17 protein-coding genes are annotated in these 19,668 nt (G+C 62.3%); 6 read left to right on the forward strand and 11 right to left on the reverse strand.

Features of this window, described 5'->3' with window-relative positions; genetic code table 11:
* The first annotated feature begins 62 nt into the window (after positions 1-62).
* The gene (locus OIM99_RS24965) at positions 63-1,721 is read left to right on the forward strand and encodes a UGSC family (seleno)protein (protein ID WP_311853231.1); all 1,659 of its coding nucleotides are present in this window, start codon (positions 63-65) and stop codon (positions 1,719-1,721) included.
* A 191-nt stretch (positions 1,722-1,912) separates the two neighbouring features.
* Entirely contained in the window at positions 1,913-2,440 is a 528-nt protein-coding gene (locus OIM99_RS24970; protein WP_311853232.1) for a ferritin-like domain-containing protein, read from the forward strand.
* A 185-nt stretch (positions 2,441-2,625) separates the two neighbouring features.
* Here the strand turns inward: OIM99_RS24970 and OIM99_RS24975 are convergent, their stop codons facing one another.
* From OIM99_RS24975 to rsmI, 3 genes are read right to left on the reverse strand one after another with little or no spacing between them, the layout of a single operon-like run.
* The gene (locus OIM99_RS24975) at positions 2,626-3,660 is read right to left on the reverse strand and encodes an extracellular solute-binding protein (RefSeq protein WP_311853233.1); all 1,035 of its coding nucleotides are present in this window, start codon (positions 3,658-3,660) and stop codon (positions 2,626-2,628) included.
* A gap of 60 nt (positions 3,661-3,720) precedes the next feature.
* Positions 3,721-4,104: a YraN family protein gene (locus tag OIM99_RS24980; protein ID WP_311853234.1), complete on the reverse strand. Its 384-nt coding sequence runs from the start codon at positions 4,102-4,104 to the stop codon at positions 3,721-3,723.
* Positions 4,101-5,039, reverse strand: coding sequence for a 16S rRNA (cytidine(1402)-2'-O)-methyltransferase (gene rsmI, locus OIM99_RS24985; protein ID WP_311853235.1), 939 nt, complete (start codon positions 5,037-5,039; stop codon positions 4,101-4,103). The genes OIM99_RS24980 and rsmI overlap by 4 nt, the downstream gene beginning before the upstream one ends.
* Before the next feature lie 64 nt (positions 5,040-5,103).
* On the opposite strand from rsmI, the gene OIM99_RS24990 reads away from it, so the two are divergent.
* Complete coding sequence (locus OIM99_RS24990; RefSeq protein ID WP_311853236.1) at positions 5,104-5,334, forward strand: hypothetical protein; 231 nt, start codon at positions 5,104-5,106, stop codon at positions 5,332-5,334.
* Entirely contained in the window at positions 5,318-6,556 is a 1,239-nt protein-coding gene (locus OIM99_RS24995; protein ID WP_311853237.1) for a penicillin-binding protein activator, read from the forward strand. The genes OIM99_RS24990 and OIM99_RS24995 overlap by 17 nt, the downstream gene beginning before the upstream one ends.
* Positions 6,557-6,635: 79 nt before the next feature.
* Here OIM99_RS24995 and hemW read toward each other — a convergent pair whose 3' ends face one another.
* The 3 genes from hemW to OIM99_RS25010 all read right to left on the reverse strand — a co-directional run bounded on the left by hemW (position 6,636) and on the right by OIM99_RS25010 (position 9,793).
* Positions 6,636-7,802, reverse strand: coding sequence for a radical SAM family heme chaperone HemW (gene hemW / locus OIM99_RS25000; protein ID WP_311853238.1), 1,167 nt, complete (start codon positions 7,800-7,802; stop codon positions 6,636-6,638).
* A 72-nt stretch (positions 7,803-7,874) separates the two neighbouring features.
* Complete coding sequence (locus OIM99_RS25005; RefSeq protein ID WP_311853239.1) at positions 7,875-8,834, reverse strand: amidohydrolase family protein; 960 nt, start codon at positions 8,832-8,834, stop codon at positions 7,875-7,877.
* Positions 8,835-8,935: 101 nt separating this feature from the next.
* Positions 8,936-9,793 carry a fumarylacetoacetate hydrolase family protein gene (locus OIM99_RS25010; protein WP_311853240.1) on the reverse strand — a complete coding sequence of 286 codons (858 nt, stop codon included), beginning with the start codon at positions 9,791-9,793 and terminating at the stop codon, positions 8,936-8,938.
* Positions 9,794-9,923: 130 nt separating this feature from the next.
* On the opposite strand from OIM99_RS25010, the gene prmB reads away from it, so the two are divergent.
* Positions 9,924-10,841: a 50S ribosomal protein L3 N(5)-glutamine methyltransferase gene (gene prmB, locus OIM99_RS25015; RefSeq protein WP_311853241.1), complete on the forward strand. Its 918-nt coding sequence runs from the start codon at positions 9,924-9,926 to the stop codon at positions 10,839-10,841.
* Here prmB and OIM99_RS25020 read toward each other — a convergent pair.
* The 3 genes from OIM99_RS25020 to dnaK form a co-directional block, all read right to left on the reverse strand.
* Positions 10,838-11,962, reverse strand: coding sequence for a FecR domain-containing protein (locus OIM99_RS25020; protein ID WP_311853242.1), 1,125 nt, complete (start codon positions 11,960-11,962; stop codon positions 10,838-10,840). The genes prmB and OIM99_RS25020 overlap by 4 nt on opposite strands.
* A gap of 102 nt (positions 11,963-12,064) precedes the next feature.
* Positions 12,065-13,204, reverse strand: coding sequence for a molecular chaperone DnaJ (gene dnaJ, locus OIM99_RS25025; RefSeq protein WP_311853243.1), 1,140 nt, complete (start codon positions 13,202-13,204; stop codon positions 12,065-12,067).
* A gap of 121 nt (positions 13,205-13,325) precedes the next feature.
* Positions 13,326-15,248, reverse strand: coding sequence for a molecular chaperone DnaK (dnaK, locus tag OIM99_RS25030; RefSeq protein WP_311853244.1), 1,923 nt, complete (start codon positions 15,246-15,248; stop codon positions 13,326-13,328).
* 305 nt (positions 15,249-15,553) lie between these two features.
* Here dnaK and OIM99_RS25035 point away from each other — a divergent pair, with 305 nt between their 5' ends.
* Positions 15,554-16,282 (forward strand): SDR family NAD(P)-dependent oxidoreductase, encoded by a 729-nt coding sequence (locus tag OIM99_RS25035; RefSeq protein ID WP_311853245.1) that lies wholly within the window; start codon positions 15,554-15,556, stop codon positions 16,280-16,282.
* A 6-nt stretch (positions 16,283-16,288) separates the two neighbouring features.
* Here the strand turns inward: OIM99_RS25035 and OIM99_RS25040 are convergent, their stop codons facing one another.
* On the reverse strand, positions 16,289-17,212 hold the full coding sequence (locus OIM99_RS25040) for an ABC transporter substrate-binding protein (RefSeq protein WP_311853246.1): 924 nt from the start codon (positions 17,210-17,212) through the stop codon (positions 16,289-16,291).
* 10 nt (positions 17,213-17,222) lie between these two features.
* Complete coding sequence (locus tag OIM99_RS25045) at positions 17,223-19,595, reverse strand: xanthine dehydrogenase family protein molybdopterin-binding subunit (protein ID WP_311853247.1); 2,373 nt, start codon at positions 19,593-19,595, stop codon at positions 17,223-17,225.
* Positions 19,596-19,668 lie beyond the last annotated feature (73 nt).

The raw sequence follows: 19,668 nt of genomic DNA on the forward strand, positions 1-19,668 counted from the left end.
CTAGGCTCCGTCATAGACAATTAGAACCCGGACAATAAGAACCCGACTTCGGGAGGATGTGAATGCTCGATAAAGTTGTGGCGCGTAGCGCCGAGAAGATCACCGTTCTCAATCCGGTCGGCTATCCGCCGAAGGTGCAGCGTCGCACTGCATCCGCCCGTCTCGAAACCCTCGATGGCAAGACCATCTATCTGATCGATTGCCGTTTCGATGATTCCATCGAATTGCTGAAACAGGTGCAGGCCTGGTTCACGACGCACATGCCTAGTGTCACCACCAAGCTGGTCAGCCTGTCGAACTATTACGGCCACGATGATCCCAAGACCTGGGAAGAGATCAAGGCCAATGGCGATGCAGCGATCATCGGCGTCGGTCATTGCAGCACCTGCGCGCCAGCGACCGCCACCCATGCGATCAATCTCGATACCAAATACGGCGTGCCGACGGTCGCCATCCACACCGAGAAATTCGACAAGGTGGTGAAGTCGGTCGCCAAGATGGCCGGCCTCGCCAATGCGCCTTGCGTATTCGTGCCGCAACCGGTCATGGGCAAGTCGGCGACGGAATTGGCTGCCTATGTGAATGGTAAGGACCCGATCCGCGGCCAGCCGGTGATGCAGGGCATCATTGAGGGCCTGACGCAAGGGCTGGCGTCGGAAGCGGTCGTTGCCGATCGTTCGACACCGCGCCTTGTTGATCCCGACACCGAGGAAAATCTCCACCAGCTTTTCCTCGACAACAATTGGACGGACAAGCTGCCGATCGTGCTGCCGACGCAGGAGCGTGTCGCCGCCATGCTGGCGCAGACCAGCCGCAAGCCTGATGAAGTGGTCGGCCGTATGCAGCCCACCGCCAATCGCGGCCTGTGGGAATATACGGTTGAGAAAGTGGCGGTGAATGCGGTGATAGCCGGCGCGCGGCCGGAATATTTCCCGGTCATTCTGGCGCTGGCGGCGTCGGGCGTTTCGGCGCGTGGTTCGACGTCGAGTTCGGCCTCCGCGATGGTGGTCGTCAATGGACCGATCCGTCATGAGATCGAGATGAACTGCGGCATCGGCGCGATGGGGCCCTACAATCACGCCAATGCCACCATCGGCCGCGCCTACGGCCTGTTGTCGCAAAACCTGCAGGGTGGCTCGGTGCCAGGCGAGACCTTCATGGGCTCCATCGGCAACAATTACACCTATAACAGCATCACCTTCGCCGAGAACGAGGAGCGCAGCCCCTGGGAACCTCTGCATGTGCAGAAAGGTTTTAAGCCGGAACAAAGCACGGTAACGATTTTCTACGGCTGCCGTTCGACCACCTTCTCGCTCGGCCTGCGGGAAAAATATTGGCAGGAGCATGTGCGCGACATGCTGCGCGGCACCGATGCCATCACTGGCCCCGTGCTGCTGCTTGATCCGATTACGGCCAATCAGTTCATCGATCGCGGTGGTTTCGACACCAAGAAAAAACTGATCCGCTGGATCTGGGAAAATGCCACCATGCCGGCAGCCCGCTATTGGGACCTGCAATTGGTGCAAAACTATCGCTATCCCCGCGCCACTTACGGCGAGGAGCCCTTGGCGACGAAGCTCAAGGCGGCCGCAACCGAAGAGATCAATGTCTTCGAGGAAAAGGACGTCAATGTCGTGGTCGTTGGTGGCGAAGCCAATGGCTATTGGCAGATCATGGGGGCCAATGAACGCGCCGTCGTCTGCATCGACGACTGGCGCTGATCGGGTTTGCTTTTTAGAATTCCTGGAACCTTCGCTGTCGCCGACACGTTGAACGACATTGCCCGGTCGCGTCCTGGCTGGGCCTGCGCGGGAGACGACACATGGCGACAGCGCATCCTTCCAAAGATACGGCGAATACGTCCAAAACCGCCAAAGAGACTGTCAAAGAGCCCTTTCTGAGCGACGTCAGAATGTTACGCAAACAGGCGCGGGCGCATCTGTCCGAAGGCGTGATGACGCCTGCCTATGGCGCTGACGTCGACAAGACGATCGAAATCTTGCAGTCGGTTCTGGCGACCGAAATCGTTTGCGTGTTGCGCTATACGATGCATGCGGTCTCGGCGACCGGCATTTCGTCCGAAGCGGTAAAGAAAGAATTCGCCGAACACGCGCGCGAAGAGCAAGAGCATATGATGAAAGTTGCCGAGCGGATCAATCAGCTTGGCGGCACGCCGAACTTCAATCCTGAAGGTTTGGCTTCGCGCTCAGCGTCGGAATATGTCGAGGGCGATAATCTGGTCGATATGATCCGCGAAAATCTCGTCGCCGAACGGATTGCGGTCGAGCACTATCGCGAGTTGATCAAATATTTCGGCGACAAGGATCCGACCACGCGTGTCATGCTGGAGGGCATCCTCGGCAATGAGGAGGAACATGCCAATGATATGCATGACCTCCTGATTGCACATGAAGGCACTCCGAACCTGCCGAAGCACTGAGAGCATGCGCTGAAACCTCGGTGTCATTCCCGACGCGCGCAGCGCGAGCGGGAATCCAGAGGTGATGCTTCAGTCTCTCAATGCTGACTATGTACGACTAGAAAACCAAACATCTTACCACTCGCTCCTGGATTCCCGCTCGCGCCCTTAGGGCGCGTCGGGAATGACAGGGAGAGCCTGTATAGTCACTTGTACAGCTTCTTGGCCGCCGCCAGCCCTTCATCCTGCCGCCGCCAATCGTTGGTGCCGAGCAGTTTCGGATTGGCGAACGGGCGCAGCTCCGGCGGTACTTTGTCTTCGATGCCTTCGCGCACGAAGCCGTGGCCGCCACGTGCCCAGATCAATTGCGCTTCTTCCGACATCATGAAGTCGATCAGCATCAGGGCAGCGTTCGGCCGTGGCGCGTTGCGCATCTGCACCGCGCCGTAAAGCACGTAGGGCGCACCTTCCGCCATCGGCAGCACCTTCACCGGCAGGCCCTTGAGATTGTTGATGTCGGGAAAGATGAAGGGGATGAACATGGCATACTCGCCCCGCGCAATACGCCGACCGGCTTCTCTTTGATCGCGGGTGAAGACGAGATTCTGCGCCGCCATGGCTTCTTGGTATTTTTCGCCCAGGCCATTGTAAGTGGTGAAGAACCACAGATAACCGCCGCCGATGGCGCGTGTGTCGTCGGAGAGAATCTTGCCCTTCCATTTCGGATCGGTGAGGTCGGCCCAGCTCTTGGGTTCATCCTCCGGCTTGACCAGGGATGTATTCACCAGCACGCCATAGTTGAGGATCATCGAAGGCGTAAACAGATCGTCGGCCTTGAACGGTGCCCGCAGCGCCTGCGCATTGGGCGTGATCGGATGACGTGCGAACACCTTGTCGTCGCGATCGATGACGGCGGCCTGCCCATCGGTGGTGAAGGTCACGTCAGCGGTAAAGCGTCCCGCCGTCTGTTCCGCGCGGGTGCGCTCGCGCAATTCGCTGGCGCGCGCTTCCAAGGATTCGACCGGAATGCCCGTGCGCGCCGTAAAGGCTTTCAGAATGGCGGTTTGCAGTGGGTTGCCGACATGGGCGGTGTAAAAAACCACTTTGCCCTCGGCCTTACCGGCAGCAACCACTTTGTCCCATTCAGCCGGCGACATCTGCGTTTGCGACCAGGCGCTACCGGTGCTGATCGTCGCTAAGAGTACAAATGCAAATCGCGCGATGGCTGTGCGGCCATTCATGAGCAATCCCTCCCACGCACATTGTTGGTTGCTGTGCTGCGGTGATCTTAGAACAGCTTTTTATCTGAGGTCGAGGGGAAAGGCGTCGGCGATGTGCCGCGGCCAGGCGCGCGGCGCGATGAACAGCGCATCGCCGCGCAGGGATTTGTTCATCGCCCACGGATTGCGCGACAGCCACAACCGCACCGATTGGGAAATACGCCGTTGTTTCTGCGCGGTGATGGTCTCAGAAGCCAGGTCGAGCGTCGGGCGTCCTTTCACTTCGACGAAAATGACGACACCGCCACGGCGCGCGATGATGTCGATCTCGCCGCCGGGCACTTTGTAGCGCGTCGTCAACACGCGCCAGCCTTTGCAGCGCAAATAGACGCCGGCCCACGTTTCAGCGCGCAGGCCGAAGGCGTGCGCCTTGCGACGGCGCTCGCGGGTGCGCAAGTCGTTCAAGGATCGTCACGTGTCAGGGACGCCCCGAGTTCGATGGCGCGCGCATAGATTTTCCGGCGCGGTTGCCCCGTTTCAGCGGCGACCAGCGCCGCCGCATCCTTCACGGAATGGCTGCGCAATGCGACTTCGAGGCGCGCATCGATATCCGCATCGCCGATGACGGTCTCATCGCCAGGCGGCCCCACCAGCAGCACGATTTCGCCTTTCGGTGGCTCTTCGCCGGCAAGCTGCGCCGCAAGCGTCGCGAGTGACCCACGCCGCACGGTTTCGAAATGCTTGGTCAGTTCGCGCGCGATGGCGGCCTCGCGATCGCCAAGCACCGCATGCAGATCGGCAAGCGATTCAGCCAGGCGTCGCGGCGATTCGAAGAACACCAGCGTGCCGGGGATCTGCGAGAGTTCGGCGATTCGCGTCCGCCGCGCCACGCTTTTCTGCGGCAGAAAACCTTCGAAGAAAAAACGGTCCGTCGGCAAGCCGGCGACGACCAAGGCCGCCAACACTGCCGAAGCGCCGGGCACCGACGTCACCGGAATGTTGCGCTCCACCGCGTCTGCGACGAGTTTGAAACCGGGATCGGAGACGAGAGGCGTGCCGGCATCGGAGACAAGCGCCAAAGCCGCGCCGGTCTCGAGCCGGGCCACCAGATGCGGCCGCATCACCGCTGCATTGTGCTCGTGATAGGCGACGAGCGGCGTGGCGATGCCGTAGTGCGCCAGAAGCTTGCGGGTGACGCGCGTATCCTCGGCGATGATCGCATCCGCCGCCGCCAAGGTCGCCAGCGCGCGAAACGAGATATCGCCCAGATTGCCGATGGGGGTCGCCACCACATGCAGGCCGGGGGCGATCTTCTCGGCTTCGGCGCGCAAGCCGAAGGCGGTAAAGGCAGGCTGGGGCCGCTGCTCCGCCGCAGGCCCCCCGCGGGTTGGCGCGGTCATGGAAAACTCCGTTGAAAACTCAGTTTGAAGCTAGCGGCGAACGGGCGTTCTGTAAACAGGCCAAATGTTCGATTTAAAGAACAATCTGTTCGGGCGGACGCAATTCGTTGGGGCGAACTGGAAAAGATGGTTAACCTTTCTGGCGCAGCATTTTACATGGACCAATATGGCTCCGGCGACGATCTTTGCTGGGCAAGCTCGACGAGACGGCCTATTTTTCAAAGCCTGGCTTGAACCCTTTAGGGATCCGGGCGGCAATTGGCGGCGGGAATTAAGTGATGATGGCATGTTTTGACGCAGGTTTGAGCCGCGCCGGTTTGAATCGCACCTTGTCGGCTGTGAAAATGGGCGCTGTTTTGACCGGCCTGCTGGCGCTGGCTGGCTGCGGCTCGGTTGGCGTCGGCGGTCCGTTTTCCGGCGACAGCCGGCCGGCTGGTGGTGGTCCCACGACCCCGCTGGCCCAGGACACGGGCAGCGCCATCGGCCACGGGCCGGTCAAGATCGCGCTGATTCTGCCGCTCACCCAGGGCGGTGCGCCGAGCAATGTCGGCCAGTCCCTGCGCAATGCCGCTGAACTCGCCATGTCCGAGCGCGGCATGGACGCGGTGACCTTGCTGGTCAAGGACGATCAATCGTCGGCCGATGGCGCGCGCGCCGCGGCCCAGGCCGCTTTGAATGAAGGCGCCGAAGCGTTCATCGGCCCGCTCTATGCCGCCAACATGCGCGAAGTCGGCCGCATCGCCCGTGGCGCCAACCGTCCAGTTATCGGCTTCTCGACCGACACCAGCGCCGCCGCCCGAGGCGTCTACGAACTCTCTTTCCTGGTCGAGACGCAAGTGTCGCGCGTGGTCGAATTCGCCTCGTCGCGGGGCAAGAAGAGCATGGCCGTCATGGCGCCGGAGACCGAATACGGCAACGTGGCGCTGGCGCAATTCCAGACGGTGGCCGCCGCTCAAGGCGCGCGCATCGTCGCCGTTGAACGTTATCGTCCCGGCGGTGCCGCAGCAGCAGCGCAAAAGATCGCCGGCCTTGGCGATGCGGTCGACGCGCTCTTCGTGCCGGAACAGGCCGATCAGATGACCGCCGTTGCTGGTGCCATCACCTCCGCGGGCATCGATATCAAACGCGTCCAAATGATGGGCACGGGCGTGTGGAACGATGCGCGCGTCATGCGTCTGCCGGCGCTGCAAGGCGGCTGGTTCGCCGCGCCTGACAATGCCGGCTTCAACATTTTCGCGCAGAAATATCGCACCAAGTTTAACGCCGATCCGGTGCGTATCGCGACGCTCTCCTATGATGCGGTGTCGCTGCTGGTTGCGCTGTCGCAGCAAGGTGGCGGCCGCTTCGCCGATGCGACGCTCACCAACAGCGATGGCTTCAGAGGCGCCGATGGCCTGTTTCGCTTCCGGGGCGATGGCCAGAACGAGCGCGGTCTCTCTGTGCTGCAGATCCGTAATGGCACGAGCACGGTCATCAGCCCGGCGCCGCAGAAGTTCACGTCGCCGCCGGGCACTTAAACCCATCGCGGTTCGATCGAAAAATCAAAAAGCCCGGTTCAGACCGGGCTTTTTTCATTTCTGCAGCGTGCGAAAATTCTTATGCCGCGAGATCGGCGACCACCGCGTCGAGCACCGGGAAGCCCGATGACGTGACGCGAATACGGCCATCGCCGGTGATCTCGATCATGCCGTCTTCGATCAGCGAGGCGACGCGCTCCTGATCGAGCTTTTGGCCACGGATTGCCTCGAAGCGCAGGGCCTCGATTCCCTCGGTGAGCCGCAGGCCCATCAGCAGCATTTCGTCGGCCTGTTCTTCCTGGGTCAGCAGCTCGTCGCTGATCAGGCCATGGCCGTCGCTCTCCACCACCGTCAGCCACATCTCCGGATGCGCTTCGGTCGATTGCGCCACGCGACCGCGCGGCGTGTTTAAACGGCCATGCGCGCCCGGGCCGACGCCGGCATATTCGCCATAGCGCCAATAGATGAGATTGTGCCGGCTCTCGTCGCCGGGCCGGGCATGGTTGGAAATTTCATAGGCCGGCATGCCGGCCGTATTGGTCACGTCCTGGGTCACGTCCCAGAGCGCCCGCGAGGTTTCCTCGTCAGGCAGTTTGAGCCGGCCGGCATTGCGCAGCCGTTCGAACATCGTGTCTGGTTCGATCGTGAGCTGGTAGAGCGACAGATGACCGCCCGAGCGCTTCACCGCTTCGCCGAGTTCGGTGCGCCAGGCGTCCGGCGTCTGGCCGGGGCGGGCATAGATCAGGTCGAAGGAGAAGCGGTCGAAAATCGCCGAGGCGACCCCCACTGCCGTCATCGCTTCGGCGGCCGTGTGCAGGCGGCCCAGTGCCTTGAGATCGGCATCGTTCATCGCCTGGACGCCGAGCGACACGCGATTGACGCCCGCCGAGCGATAGCCCTTGAAGCGGCCGGCCTCGACCGAGGTCGGATTGGCCTCCAGCGTGATCTCGGCGTCCTTGGCGACGCTCCAGTTGCGGCCGATTTCGTCAAGAATGGCGCCGACTGTCTCAGGCTTCATCAACGAGGGCGTGCCGCCGCCAAAGAAGATCGACTGTACCGTGCGCCCCGGCGCCAAAGCGGCGCGATGGGCCAGTTCCGTCCGGAAGGCGGCAACAAAGCGCTTTTCATCGATCGCCTGCGCCCGCACGTGACTGTTGAAGTCGCAATACGGGCATTTCGACAGGCAGAAGGGCCAGTGCACATAGACACCGAAGCCGGGATCGTAGATCGGAAAGCGTGAAGCCATGGCCGGCTTATCGCACGGAACTGCTGATTCGGTCACCAGTCCCTGATTTTCGTAGGTTTCCTGCTTTTCCCGCTAAAGTTTCAACAACCGCTTGGCATTGCCGCCCAGAAACTTGGCCATATCCGCCTCGCTGATCTGCAGCGATTTCACCCAGTCGAGGCCGGGGTCGTTCATCACGAAGGGCCAGTCGATCGAGAACATGATCCGGTCCATGCCCATTTCCATCATCGTGCAGGTCAGAGCCGGGGTGGAGAAATGGCCGCTGGTGGTGACGTGGAAATGCCGGCAGAACGTCTCGCGGAAGCGGATTTCCTCCTGGCCCGGCCGCTGCAGCGATTGATTGATGCGCCAGAGCAGGAAGGGCAGGGTTTCGCCGAAATGGCCGAGGATGATCTGCAGCCGCGAGCATTCCTTGAAAATGCCTGACAGGATCAGGCGGATCGCCTGCGTCGCCGTCTCCACCGTAAACCCCCAGGCCGGGCGGATCACCATGGGGAAGGATTTTACGTAGTCGCTGTAATAGGCCTCGGTGACGACCGGGCTCGGATCGGCCGGGTGCAGATAGAGTGGCACGTCGAGATCGTTGGCCGCCTGGAAGATCGGCTTGAAGCGCGGCCTGTCGAGGAACTCGCCGTTGCAGAGGCCGTGCGTCATCGCGCCTTTGAAGCCCAGCGTCTTGACGCAGCGTTCGAGTTCTCGTGCCGCCGCCTCCGGTACGTCGGTCGGCAAAGCGGCAAAGCCGGCGAGGCGTGTGGGATGGCGCGCGATATGCGCCGCTAGCCGGTCGTTCACGCGCATGGCGACGTCGATCGCCTGCTGGCCCTTCAGGCGCTGGGTCGACGGCGCGCCATGAGACACGACCTGTATATCGATGCCGGAGGCATCCATCTCGCTAATGCGTAGATCGTCGAGATCGTAAAGACGCTGCACGATGTCGGTCTGCCGTGTCGGCATCTCGTTTACGTGCAGGTCGACGATCTCTTTGTCCCAATAGTGTTCTTCGATGGTGATGACCTGGGTGTTCGCAAACATTTGCAGGCGGCTCCCTATTTCGATTTGTTTGTATGGGGCAACCTTATAGGAGGGATGCGACGAGGCCGCATCCCTTTCTCATCGTGTCTTTCAAAAAAAGATCAAGCCTGCGCCACCGCCTGAATGCGTAACTCGCCGAGCTTGGGGCTCGCAGCGCTCACCCAATCGCCGGGCTTCACCGGCGACACGCCGGCCGGCGTGCCCGTGAAGAACAGATCGCCGGGCTGCAAGGTGTAATAGGAGGAAGCGAATTCGATCAGCTTGCGACAATTGTAGATGAGATGTTTGGTGTTCGACTTCTGCTTGGTCACGCCGTTGACGGTGAGTTCGATATCGAGATTGTCGGGATCGGCGATCTCGTCCGATGTCACCATCCACGGGCCGATGGGTGAATAACCGTCGACGGATTTACGGAAGCTGCGATCTTCCTTGCCGCGCACGGTCATATCGAGGCCCATGCAATAGCCGGCGACATGATCGAGTGCCTTGTCCATCGAAATATTGGTGCCGGCCTTGCCGATGATCATCACCACTTCGAGCTCATGTTCGTTGAGCCGCTCGGGGAAACGCAGCGAAATGACGCCGGACGGGCCGACCACCGATGAATTGGCCTTCAGAAAAATGCCAGCCGCCTGAATGCCGCGATGCGCTTCGACGGCCATGCCCTGGCGGGCAGCCATTTCGTTGATGTGGTCATGGTAGTTGGTTGGTGCGGCCATCACTTTGGAGAAGCGCGCCACCGGCGGCAGCAGTTTGACTTCGGAAATCGGTTTGCCGGGCACCGCTTTCGCCAGCACCTCCAGCCGTTCCCGCCACTCGGGCAGGGCGGCAATCACCGCATCGCCCATCATGTCGTAGCGCGCGGTCTTGCGGATTTCGTCCTGCACTGCGCTGACGTCATGGACCTTGTCGCCGATGACGATGCCCAGCCTGTCCGCGTCGAAACGGCAAATGCGCATATGTGCCTCCCCGATGTTTGTTTTCTGTCTGTATCTAGCCCGCCTGCTGGCTTGGACACAACAGGCGGGAAGCGAGCCATCTTGCTCCCGCCGCGACATCCCCTTAGAGGTTTCCGGATGGAGAACCTCGATGACCGCCGATAACGACCCTGCCGACGGCCTGCTGACGCTGCGCGATTTCCTGCGCTTTGCCATCACGCGGTTTGAGGCTGCCAAACTTGCCTATGGCCATGGCACGGCCAATGCGCTCGACGAGGCTGCCTTCATCCTTCTGGAGGCGCTGCATCTGCCGATCGACAATCTCGATCCGTTTCTTGACGCGCGGCTGCTGCCGCAGGAGCGGCGCCGTCTCGTCGATCTGATCGAGACGCGCATTTCGACGCGCAAGCCGGCGTCCTATCTGCTCAACAAGGCTTATATTCGCGGCGTACCTTTTTATGTCGACGAGCGCGTGATCGTGCCGCGCTCCTTCATCGGCGATCTTCTATTCTCGGGTCTGTTCGGCGGCGGCGAGGGCGCCTTGGTCAGCGATCCCGACGATATCGGCAGCGTGCTCGATCTGTGCACGGGCTCCGGTTGTCTCGCCATCCTGGCGGCGCAGGCCTTTCCCAATGCGCAGATCGATGCCGTCGATCTGTCGCCCGATGCCATCGAAGTGGCGCGTCGTAACGTCAAGGAAGCTAATCTCGAAGCGCGGATCGAACTGTTCCAGGGCGATCTCTTCGCGCCGCTCGGTAAGCGCCGCTACGATCTTATCCTCACCAATCCGCCCTATGTCGATGCGCACGCCATGGCTGCTCTGCCGCCCGAATACGAGTATGAGCCAAAAATGGCTTTGGCGGGTGGGCCCGACGGGCTCGACATCGTCCGCCACATCCTGCGCGAGACGCCCAAGCGCCTGCACGACGGCGGCGGACTGCTCTGCGAGATTGGCACCGGCCGCGAGATCCTCGACGCCGAATTTCCGGAACTGCCGTTGATGTGGCTCGATACGGAGAACAGCGACGGCGAAGTGTTTTGGATCGCCGCCGCCGATTTCAGTTGTTAGCGGAAGCTACGTCCGGAACGTAGGATCGGTCCGCCACCACCCCCGCCGCCACGGCCGGGCATGCCGAGAACTGGGCCGCCGGGGCCGCGTCCGCCACCCATGCCGGGCGGCCGGCCGGGATAGCCGCCACCGTAAGGCGGCCTGCCGCCCGGACCCATGCCCGGGCGCGGATAGCGCGGCGGCCGTGGCCAGTAGCCGCCGCCATAGGGCGGGATCGCTACGACGGGCGGAATGTAGACCGGGCGCGGGCCGTAATAGGGTGGCGGGTAATCGTCATAGATGACAGGCCGGGCCACACGCACAGGCCGGCGCACGCGCGGCGGCGGCGCCTCGACCTGGCGAATGCGCGGTGCCACCAAGGGCGCGCGTGCATGGCGCCGTTGCGGCCGCACCGAGGTCGGGGGCGGCGCGGCGGGCGGCAGCGGGTTCAAGGTCGCAAGTTGTGTCGTGCGATTGCACAGATCGGAGGACACGCCCGGCGCGCACAGCGAACCGAAATCCCACGTCTTGTTGGCGGCAGGGATCGGCCCTTCGATGGAGTTCTGCGTCACGTTGACCGAAGTGCCTGGTTCATTCAGCGTCCGGCAGTTCGCCGTGTTGCGCACGCAGACGTTCACTTCGCCTTCCTGCAGCACGACGGTCGTCACCGCGCCCGCCACCTGCACGTCGTAGGTGGTGCCGCGCACGCCGATCACCGCTTGCGGCGTGGTGACTTCATAAGCGTCATGCTGCGATTGGCCGGAGATGAAGCGGAAGGCGCCTTTCAGCGCCGTCACCGAAACCGACTTGGCCTTGCCTTCGCCGTCATAGACGAATTTGTCGAGCTTCACCTGGCTCTGCGGCCCCAGCGACATATTGGTGAGGTCGAGGAAAACGAATTTCGCCAGGCTGTCGTTGGCGGTCTGGACGCTCTGATCCTGGAAGATGCGATCGCCGACGGTCATCTTGGAACGTCGGCCGAGAATGTCGCCGCGCACGTCGTTTTGGATCACGGTGGCGCCGCCGATCAAGGTCTGGGCGGACGCGTTTTGCGCGATGGCGGTAGCGAGAAAGGTGCTGGCGATGGCCAACATGTAGCGCCGCTGCTGAGGGCGTTTGGAGGCGGAACGAAGCACACCCATGGGTCAACTCCCTGCCGACTGCCGGCCATGAGGCAGCAAAATACGGCAGGGCGCAAGGACCGATGTGCGCGGGCGCACATCGGTGTTTCTATGAGCTTCGCTTTAAGCGCCGCTGAGGTTGCCGAAGAAATCCTTCATCCGGGCAAAGAAGCCGGCGGCCTCCGGATTGGTTTTGCTGGAAGATTCGTTCTCGAATTCCATCAGCAGTTCGCGCTGGCGGCGCGTCAGGTTTTGCGGCGTCTCGACCACGACCTGGATGTAGAGGTCGCCGACGTCGCGGGAGCGCAGCACCGGCATGCCCTTGCCCCGGATCTTGAACTGGCGGCCGGACTGGGTGCCTTCGGGAATCTTCAGCCGGGCTTCCGAACCGTCGATGCCATGCACGGAGAATTCGCCGCCGAGCGCCGCCTGCACCATCGAGATCGGCATGCGGCAATAGAGATCGGCCCCGTCGCGCTGGAAAAACGGATGCGGCTTCATCGCCAGGAAGATGTAGAGATCGCCTGTTGGACCACCGCGCACCCCGGCCTCGCCCTCGCCGGCGAGGCGGATGCGCGTGCCGTCCTCGACACCCGGCGGAATGTTGACCGACAGGGTGCGCTCGCGCGTCACGCGGCCGGCGCCCGCGCAGGAGGTGCAGGGGTTTTCGATGATTTCGCCACGTCCCTGGCAGGTCGGGCAGGTCCGCTCGATGGCAAAGAAGCCCTGCTGCGCGCGCACGCGGCCCTGGCCGCCGCAGGTGGCGCAGGTCTTCGGTTTGGAGCCGGCCTTGGCGCCGGTGCCGGTACAGGCTTCGCAGGTGACCGAGGTCGGCACTTTGATCTGGGCGGTCTTGCCCTTGAAAGCTTCCTCGAGACCGATTTCGAGATTGTAGCGCAGGTCGGCGCCGCGTTCCTTGCCGCCTTGGCGGCCACGGCCACCGCCGCCCATCACGCCGCCGAACAGGTCCTCGAAAATATCGGCCATCGAGCTGGCGAAGCCGTCGGCGCCGAAGCCGCCGGGGCCGGCCCCGCCATTCTCGAAGGCGGCATGGCCGAAGCGGTCATAGGCGGCGCGCTTCTGCCCGTCGGAGAGGCACTGATAGGCCTCGTTGACTTCCTTGAACTTGATCTCAGCTTCGACACTGCCGGGATTGCGGTCGGGGTGATGCTGCATCGCCGCTTTACGGAACGCGATCTTCAATTCCTGCTCGGTACAGGTTTTGGTGACACCGAGCACTTCGTAAAAGTCGCGTTTGGCCATGGGCCCCGATCCAGTTGTGCGCTCTCAGCGCTTCCTCGCCGATTCGGCGCAAATTCAGTGTTAACGAAACGGGACCCGGATTGCTCCCGGGTCCCGCATGTCAGCTCGACGAAATCACGCCTTACGCGTTCTTTTTCTTGTCGTCGCCGCCGACTTCCTTGAAGTCCGCGTCGATGACGTCGTCTTTCGCGGCCGCCTGATCGGCGGCGCCCGAGGCGCCAGCTGCCGCGGCAGCGTCGGCCTGAGCCTTATACATGGCCTCGCCAAGCTTCATCGAAGCCTGAACGACCTCGTTGGTCGCCGCCTTGATGGCCTCGGCATCTTCGCCGCCCAGAGCCGTCTTGAGCGTCGCAATAGCGCTCTCGATCGCACCCTTGTCGGCGCCGGAGACCTTGTCGCCATAGTCCGCCAGCGATTTCTCGGTCTGGTGGATGGCGGCCTCGCCGTGGTTCTTGGCGTCGACAAGCTCGCGGCGCACCTTGTCCTCGGCCGCATGGGCCTCGGCGTCCTTGACCATCTTCTCGATGTCGGCGTCCGACAGACCGCCGGAGGCTTGGATGCGGATCTGCTGCTCCTTGCCGGTAGCCTTGTCCTTGGCCGTCACGTTGACGATGCCGTTGGCGTCGATGTCGAAGGTGACTTCGATCTGCGGAATGCCGCGCGGGGCCGGCGGAATACCTTGCAGGTCGAAGCGGCCGAGGCTCTTGTTGTCCTGCGCCATCTCGCGTTCGCCCTGGAACACGTTAATGGTCACCGCCGTCTGATTGTCTTCGGCGGTCGAGAACACCTGGCTCTTCTTCGTCGGAATCGTCGTGTTGCGGTCGATGAGACGCGTGAACACGCCACCGAGGGTTTCGATGCCCAGCGACAGGGGAGTCACGTCGAGCAGCAGCACGTCCTTGACGTCGCCCTGCAGAACGCCAGCCTGGACCGCCGCGCCGATGGCGACGACTTCGTCCGGGTTCACGCCCTTATGCGGCTCCTTGCCGAAGAACGACTTCACGACTTCCTGCACCTTCGGCATGCGGGTCATGCCGCCGACGAGGACCACTTCGTTGATCTCGCCAGCGGTGAGGCCGGCATCCTTCAACGCCTTGCGGCAGGGCTCGATCGTCTTCTGGATCAGATCGTCAACCAGCGCCTCGAACTTGGCGCGCGTCAGCTTCAAGGTCAGATGCTTCGGACCCGAGGCGTCGGCGGTGATGTAGGGCAGGTTGATTTCGGTCTGGGTCGCCGAAGACAGTTCGATCTTGGCCTTTTCCGCGGCTTCCTTCAGGCGCTGCAGGGCGAGCTTGTCCTTCTTCAGGTCAATGCCCTGGTCCTTCTTGAATTCGTCCGCCAGATATTCGACCAGACGCATGTCGAAGTCTTCACCGCCCAAGAACGTATCGCCGTTGGTCGACTTCACTTCGAACACGCCGTCGCCGATCTCGAGGATCGACACGTCGAACGTACCACCGCCCAAGTCGTAGACGGCGATCGTGCCGGCGCCCTTCTTGTCGAGACCATAGGCGAGCGCAGCCGCTGTCGGCTCGTTGATGATGCGTAGCACTTCGAGACCGGCAATCTTGCCGGCATCCTTGGTGGCCTGACGCTGGGCGTCGTTGAAGTAAGCCGGGACGGTGATGACCGCCTGGGTGACGTTCTGGCCGAGATAGGCCTCGGCGGTTTCCTTCATCTTCTGCAGGGTGAAGGCGGAAATCTGCGACGGCGAATATTGCTTGCCGTCAGCGGAGACCCAAGCGTCGCCGTTGCCGCCCTTGATGATCTTATAGGGAACCAGACCCATGTCCTTCTGGGTCATGGGATCGCTGAACGAGCGGCCGATGAGACGCTTGATCGCGAAAAATGTCTTCTCAGGATTGGTGACCGCCTGGCGCTTGGCCGGCTGGCCGACGAGGCGTTCGCCATCGTCTGTGAAAGCGACAATCGACGGGGTCGTGCGTGCGCCTTCCGAATTCTCGATTACCTTCGGCGAGGTGCCTTCCATCACCGCGACGCATGAGTTCGTCGTGCCGAGGTCAATGCCGATCACTTTAGCCATAGTACTTTCCTTCTTTCTACGCAGGACCGCCGGACCCCGAAGCGATCCGGTTTTGGGCGGTGAGTTTTTTCGGGCTCCGGAAATGATCCGGGCCGCCCGGTCCCCGTTGCGGTGGAGATTGGGATTGCCGTCTGATTCCGCAAGGCTAGCGCGTATATATTTGGCCTGATTTTGGCCTGCAAGCGGCGGTTTTGACGACAGGCAACCAACATAAGCTTTACTATTGATCAAGCAGCCGCTTTTTTGCCCTGGCGGCCGGCTTTTCGCATGCTATGGCAAAGATAGGAAACGCACTGGAGGAAACCATGGGAAGGTTGGACGGCAAGGTCGGCGTGGTGACGGGCTCGAGTTCCGGAATCGGCGCCGCCATCGCCAAGGGCCTGGCGGCCGAGGGTATGACGGTGATGCTGGCGGCCCGCCGCCGCGACCGCCTGGAGGAACTGCAGAAAACCATTGAATCGTCGGGCGGTAAGGCCCGGATCTGCGCCACCGACATCACCAACGAGGAGGACGTCTATTGCCTCTTCCACGCGGTCAACAATGAGTTCGCCCGCCTCGACCTCCTGGTCAATTGCGCCGGCATCGCCGACCACACGCCGACCGACCAGCTCGATTTCGCCCGCTGGCAGGAGATCGTCGCCACCAATCTGTCGTCGGTTTTCCTGTGCTCGAAACAGGCCTTGCGGCTGATGAAGCCGCAGAAGCGTGGCCGTATCATCAACATCGGCAGCATTTCGGCGAAAATGCCCCGCCCGAACGCCATCGGCTATACGGCGACCAAGTTCGCTGTGGAGGGGATGACCCGTTCGCTGGCGCTGGACGGGCGCGAATTCGGCATCACCGCCTCGGTCGTCCATCCCGGCGCCACGGTCTCGGAACTCGCCCCCGGCATGGCCGAGCGGCCGGCGGAGCAGATGGCCCAGGCCGAGGAGGTGGCTGCCGTCATCGTGTTGATGGCCTCGATGCCCGACACCACCAACATGCTCGACACCACCATCCTGCCGATCGCCCAGCCCTTCTTGGGCCGCGGCTGATTCGGCTCAGCCCGAGACGACCTGATTGTAATAAGTCAGGTCGATATATTTGCTCGCGTCGGTCAATTTGGCGCCGCCGCCGTAGCGCGAGCGCAAGTCGAGCACGGTGGCGACCCCGTCCATCAGCATCGCCGCCTTCGGTGTCAGCCCCGAGCGCGGCGACAGCAGCGAGGCCATGACGGCCGGTGCCACCGGCGGCTTGATCTCCGGCATGTTGGCGAGCAGCACCTTGGTGGCTTCGTCCTTGTTGGCGGGATCGAGCGTCCAGGCGAGGCCCGCCAGGTAGCCGCGGATGAAGCCCTTCAGCGCCTCCGGATTGGCCGCCGCCCAGGACCGGCGCGCCGCAAAGCCGCCGCCCTGATAGGCGGCGAAGACGTTGCTCGACGTATCCAGCACATGAAAGCCCTGGTTGCGGGCTATGCTGGTGAAAGGCTCGATGGTCAGGGTGCCGGCATGGGTGCCGGCCTTCACCGCCTCCCAGCGGGCCGGCGTCGCGCCGACCGGCTGCATCTGATAGTCGGCCTTGGTAAGTCCGTTCTTCGCCAGCATCTCATAGAGGACGAAAGCGAAGCCGGTCGACAAGGCGTCGAGCGCCAGATTTTTGCCTTTGACGTCGGCGTAGCTCTTGATGTTGGCCTGGGTGATGAAGGCGAGTTCGACCTGCGTCGCGCCCATGAAGGCGAAGAAATCCGTGTCCTTCAGCGGCACCGCGCCCTGGCCTTCCTGATAGGCGACCACATTGTCGAAAGCCGTGCCGGCGATATGAAACTTGCCGTTGGCGAGATTTTCCGCCTGGAAGGCCGAATTGGGCGTCGTCGTCAGGTTGATATCGATGCCGTTGTCGCGGAACCAGCCTTTGTCGCGGGCGACGAAAATCGGCAGGTTCGGCGCGCCGGGAAAGCAGATCAGTTCGACGGTTGGCAGGCTCACTGTGGACTCCCTAGACAGATTTGTGCGGTGTTGAAGCGGCGTCGTGGATCAGGCGCCAGATGCGCTGGGGCGTCGTCGGCATCTGAATGTCGCGCACGCCATAGTCTTTCAACGCATCGACCAGCGCGTTGACGATGACCGAAAGGGCCGGCGTGGTGCCACCTTCGCCGCCCGCCTTGATGCCGAGCGGGTTGGTCGGCGACAGAACCTCGGCGATCTCGGTGCGGAACGAAGGCATGTTGTCGGCGCGCGGCATGCCGTAGTCCATGAACGAACCGGCGAGCGGCTGCCCGGACGTCGGGTCGAGATAACACAATTCCCACATCGCCTGGCCGACGCCCTGAGCGATGCCGCCATGGGTCTGGCCATGAACGATCAGCGGATTGATGCAGCGTCCGACATCGTCCACCGCCGAATAGCGCGTGATGTCGATCCAGCCGGTTTCCGGATCGACTTCCACCTCGCAGGAGGCGCAGCCGTTGGGAAACACCGGCTCGTGCATCTCGTTGTCGGTGACGACGGCGAGACCGTCGGTGAGCGGCGCGGGCAATTTATGCTTGGCGGCTTCGCGTGCCAGTTCGAGAAAGTCCAAGGATTGGTTCGTTGCCGGCGCGCCGAAGCGTCCGTCTTCGAAGGCAACCGTTTCAGCCGGGATCGCATGCAGGTGAGCGAAAACGGCCTTAGCCTTGTCGATCAATTCGGCCGAGGCTTTCGACATCACCGTGCCGGCGTGGCGCATCGAGCGGCCGGAATGTGTGCCGCCGCCCAGGCGCACGATCTTGGTATCGCCCATCACGATATCGATCAGGTTGACCGGAACATGCAGCAGGTCGGCGATGACCTGCGAGAAACTGGTTTCGTGTCCTTGGCCGCTCGGCTGCGTGCCGATGACGACCCGCACACGGCCCTCGGGCAGCACGGTAATTTCGGCGCGCTCCTTTGGCGTGCCGATAGAGGACTCGACATAATGGCCGAGCCCTTGCCCCAGCAGCTTGCCCCGCTTGGCTGCCTCGCGCTTGCGCTTGGCGAAGCCTTTCCAATCGGAAATGTCGAGCGACAGATTGAGCTGCGCCTCATAATCGCCGCTGTCATAAGTGGCGCCTACGGCATTGGTATAGGGCATGGCTTTGCGGCGCACGAGATTTTTGCGCCGCAGAGCGATGCGGTCGAACCCCAATTTGCGCGCCGCCGTGTCGATGATCCGCTCGATGGCGAAATTGACTTCCGGCCGTCCGGAGCTGCGATAGGCCTGCGTCGACATCGTATTGGTGAACACGGCGCGCGCGTGCAGCGTGGCGATCGGAATGTCGTAGGAGCCGGTGATGAGGCCCGATCCTTTGCCCAGCGGCGACAGCGAGACGCAATGAGCACCGACATTGCTGATGTTGTCACAGCGCAGCGCCAGGAAGCGTCCGTCTTTGCGCAGCGCCAATTCGACCGAGGTGACGAGATCGCGGCCTTGATAATCGGTGGTGAAACATTCGCTGCGCGTGGCGGTGAATTTGACCGGGCGGCCGATGTGACGCGAGGCCCAGAGCACCAGGCCATATTCGACATAGACTCGGTTCTTGGCGCCGAAATTGCCGCCGACGTCATAGGTCATCACGCGGATGGTTTCGGGCGCGACGCCGAGAACCTTGGAGATTTCGTTCTTCTGCCGCACGGCGCCGCCGCCGCCGACGACGAGTTCATAGGTGTTCGATTTGGCGTCGTAGGCGCCGAGCGCCGAGCGCGGTTCCATCGTGACGGCGGTGACGCGCGGGATATGAAAGTCCATCCGAACGACGTGATCGGCCTTGGCGAAAGCGGCATCGGTGGCCGCCTTGTCGCCGAACCATGTGTCGACGAAGACATTGCTGCCGTGTTCATCCCACAAGACAGGTGCATCGCTTTTGACGGCATCGCGTTGATCGAGCACGAATGGCAGTTCTTCGTAGTCGACGATGACGGCGGCGGCGGCGTCCTGTGCCTGCGCATCTGTTTCGGCCACGACCATGGCGACGGCTTCGCCGACATGGCGCGCCTTGTCGGCCGGCAGCAATCGATGCGGATCGGTGAAAATCTTGCTGCCGCTTGGGCCGGTCAGCTTCATGTCGAATTTGGTTTTAGGAACGGGGTCGTGCGGAATAGGACCGAGCCCATCGGTTGCCGCATCCTGGCCGGTGAAGACGCCAAGCACACCCGGCATGGCGCGCGCCGCCGTCGTATCGATGGAGCGGATGCGGGCATGCGGGTAGGGCGAACGCACCATGACGGCGATGGCCTGTCGCGGCCAGTTGAAGTCATCGGTGAAACGGCCCTGGCCGGTGATGAGGCGCTGGTCTTCCTTGCGTTGCAAAGGCTGGCCGATGACGCTGAAACTGTCCTGCGTGACCGAAGCCATGAACCTCCCCGTATAGATATTTTGCTTATGTTGCCTCGCTACAGGAAGGTCTATAAGAACGCAACCAAACGCG

It is taken from the genome of Methylocella sp. CPCC 101449, from assembly GCF_031921685.1.
Taxonomy (GTDB): domain Bacteria; phylum Pseudomonadota; class Alphaproteobacteria; order Rhizobiales; family Beijerinckiaceae; genus Terripilifer.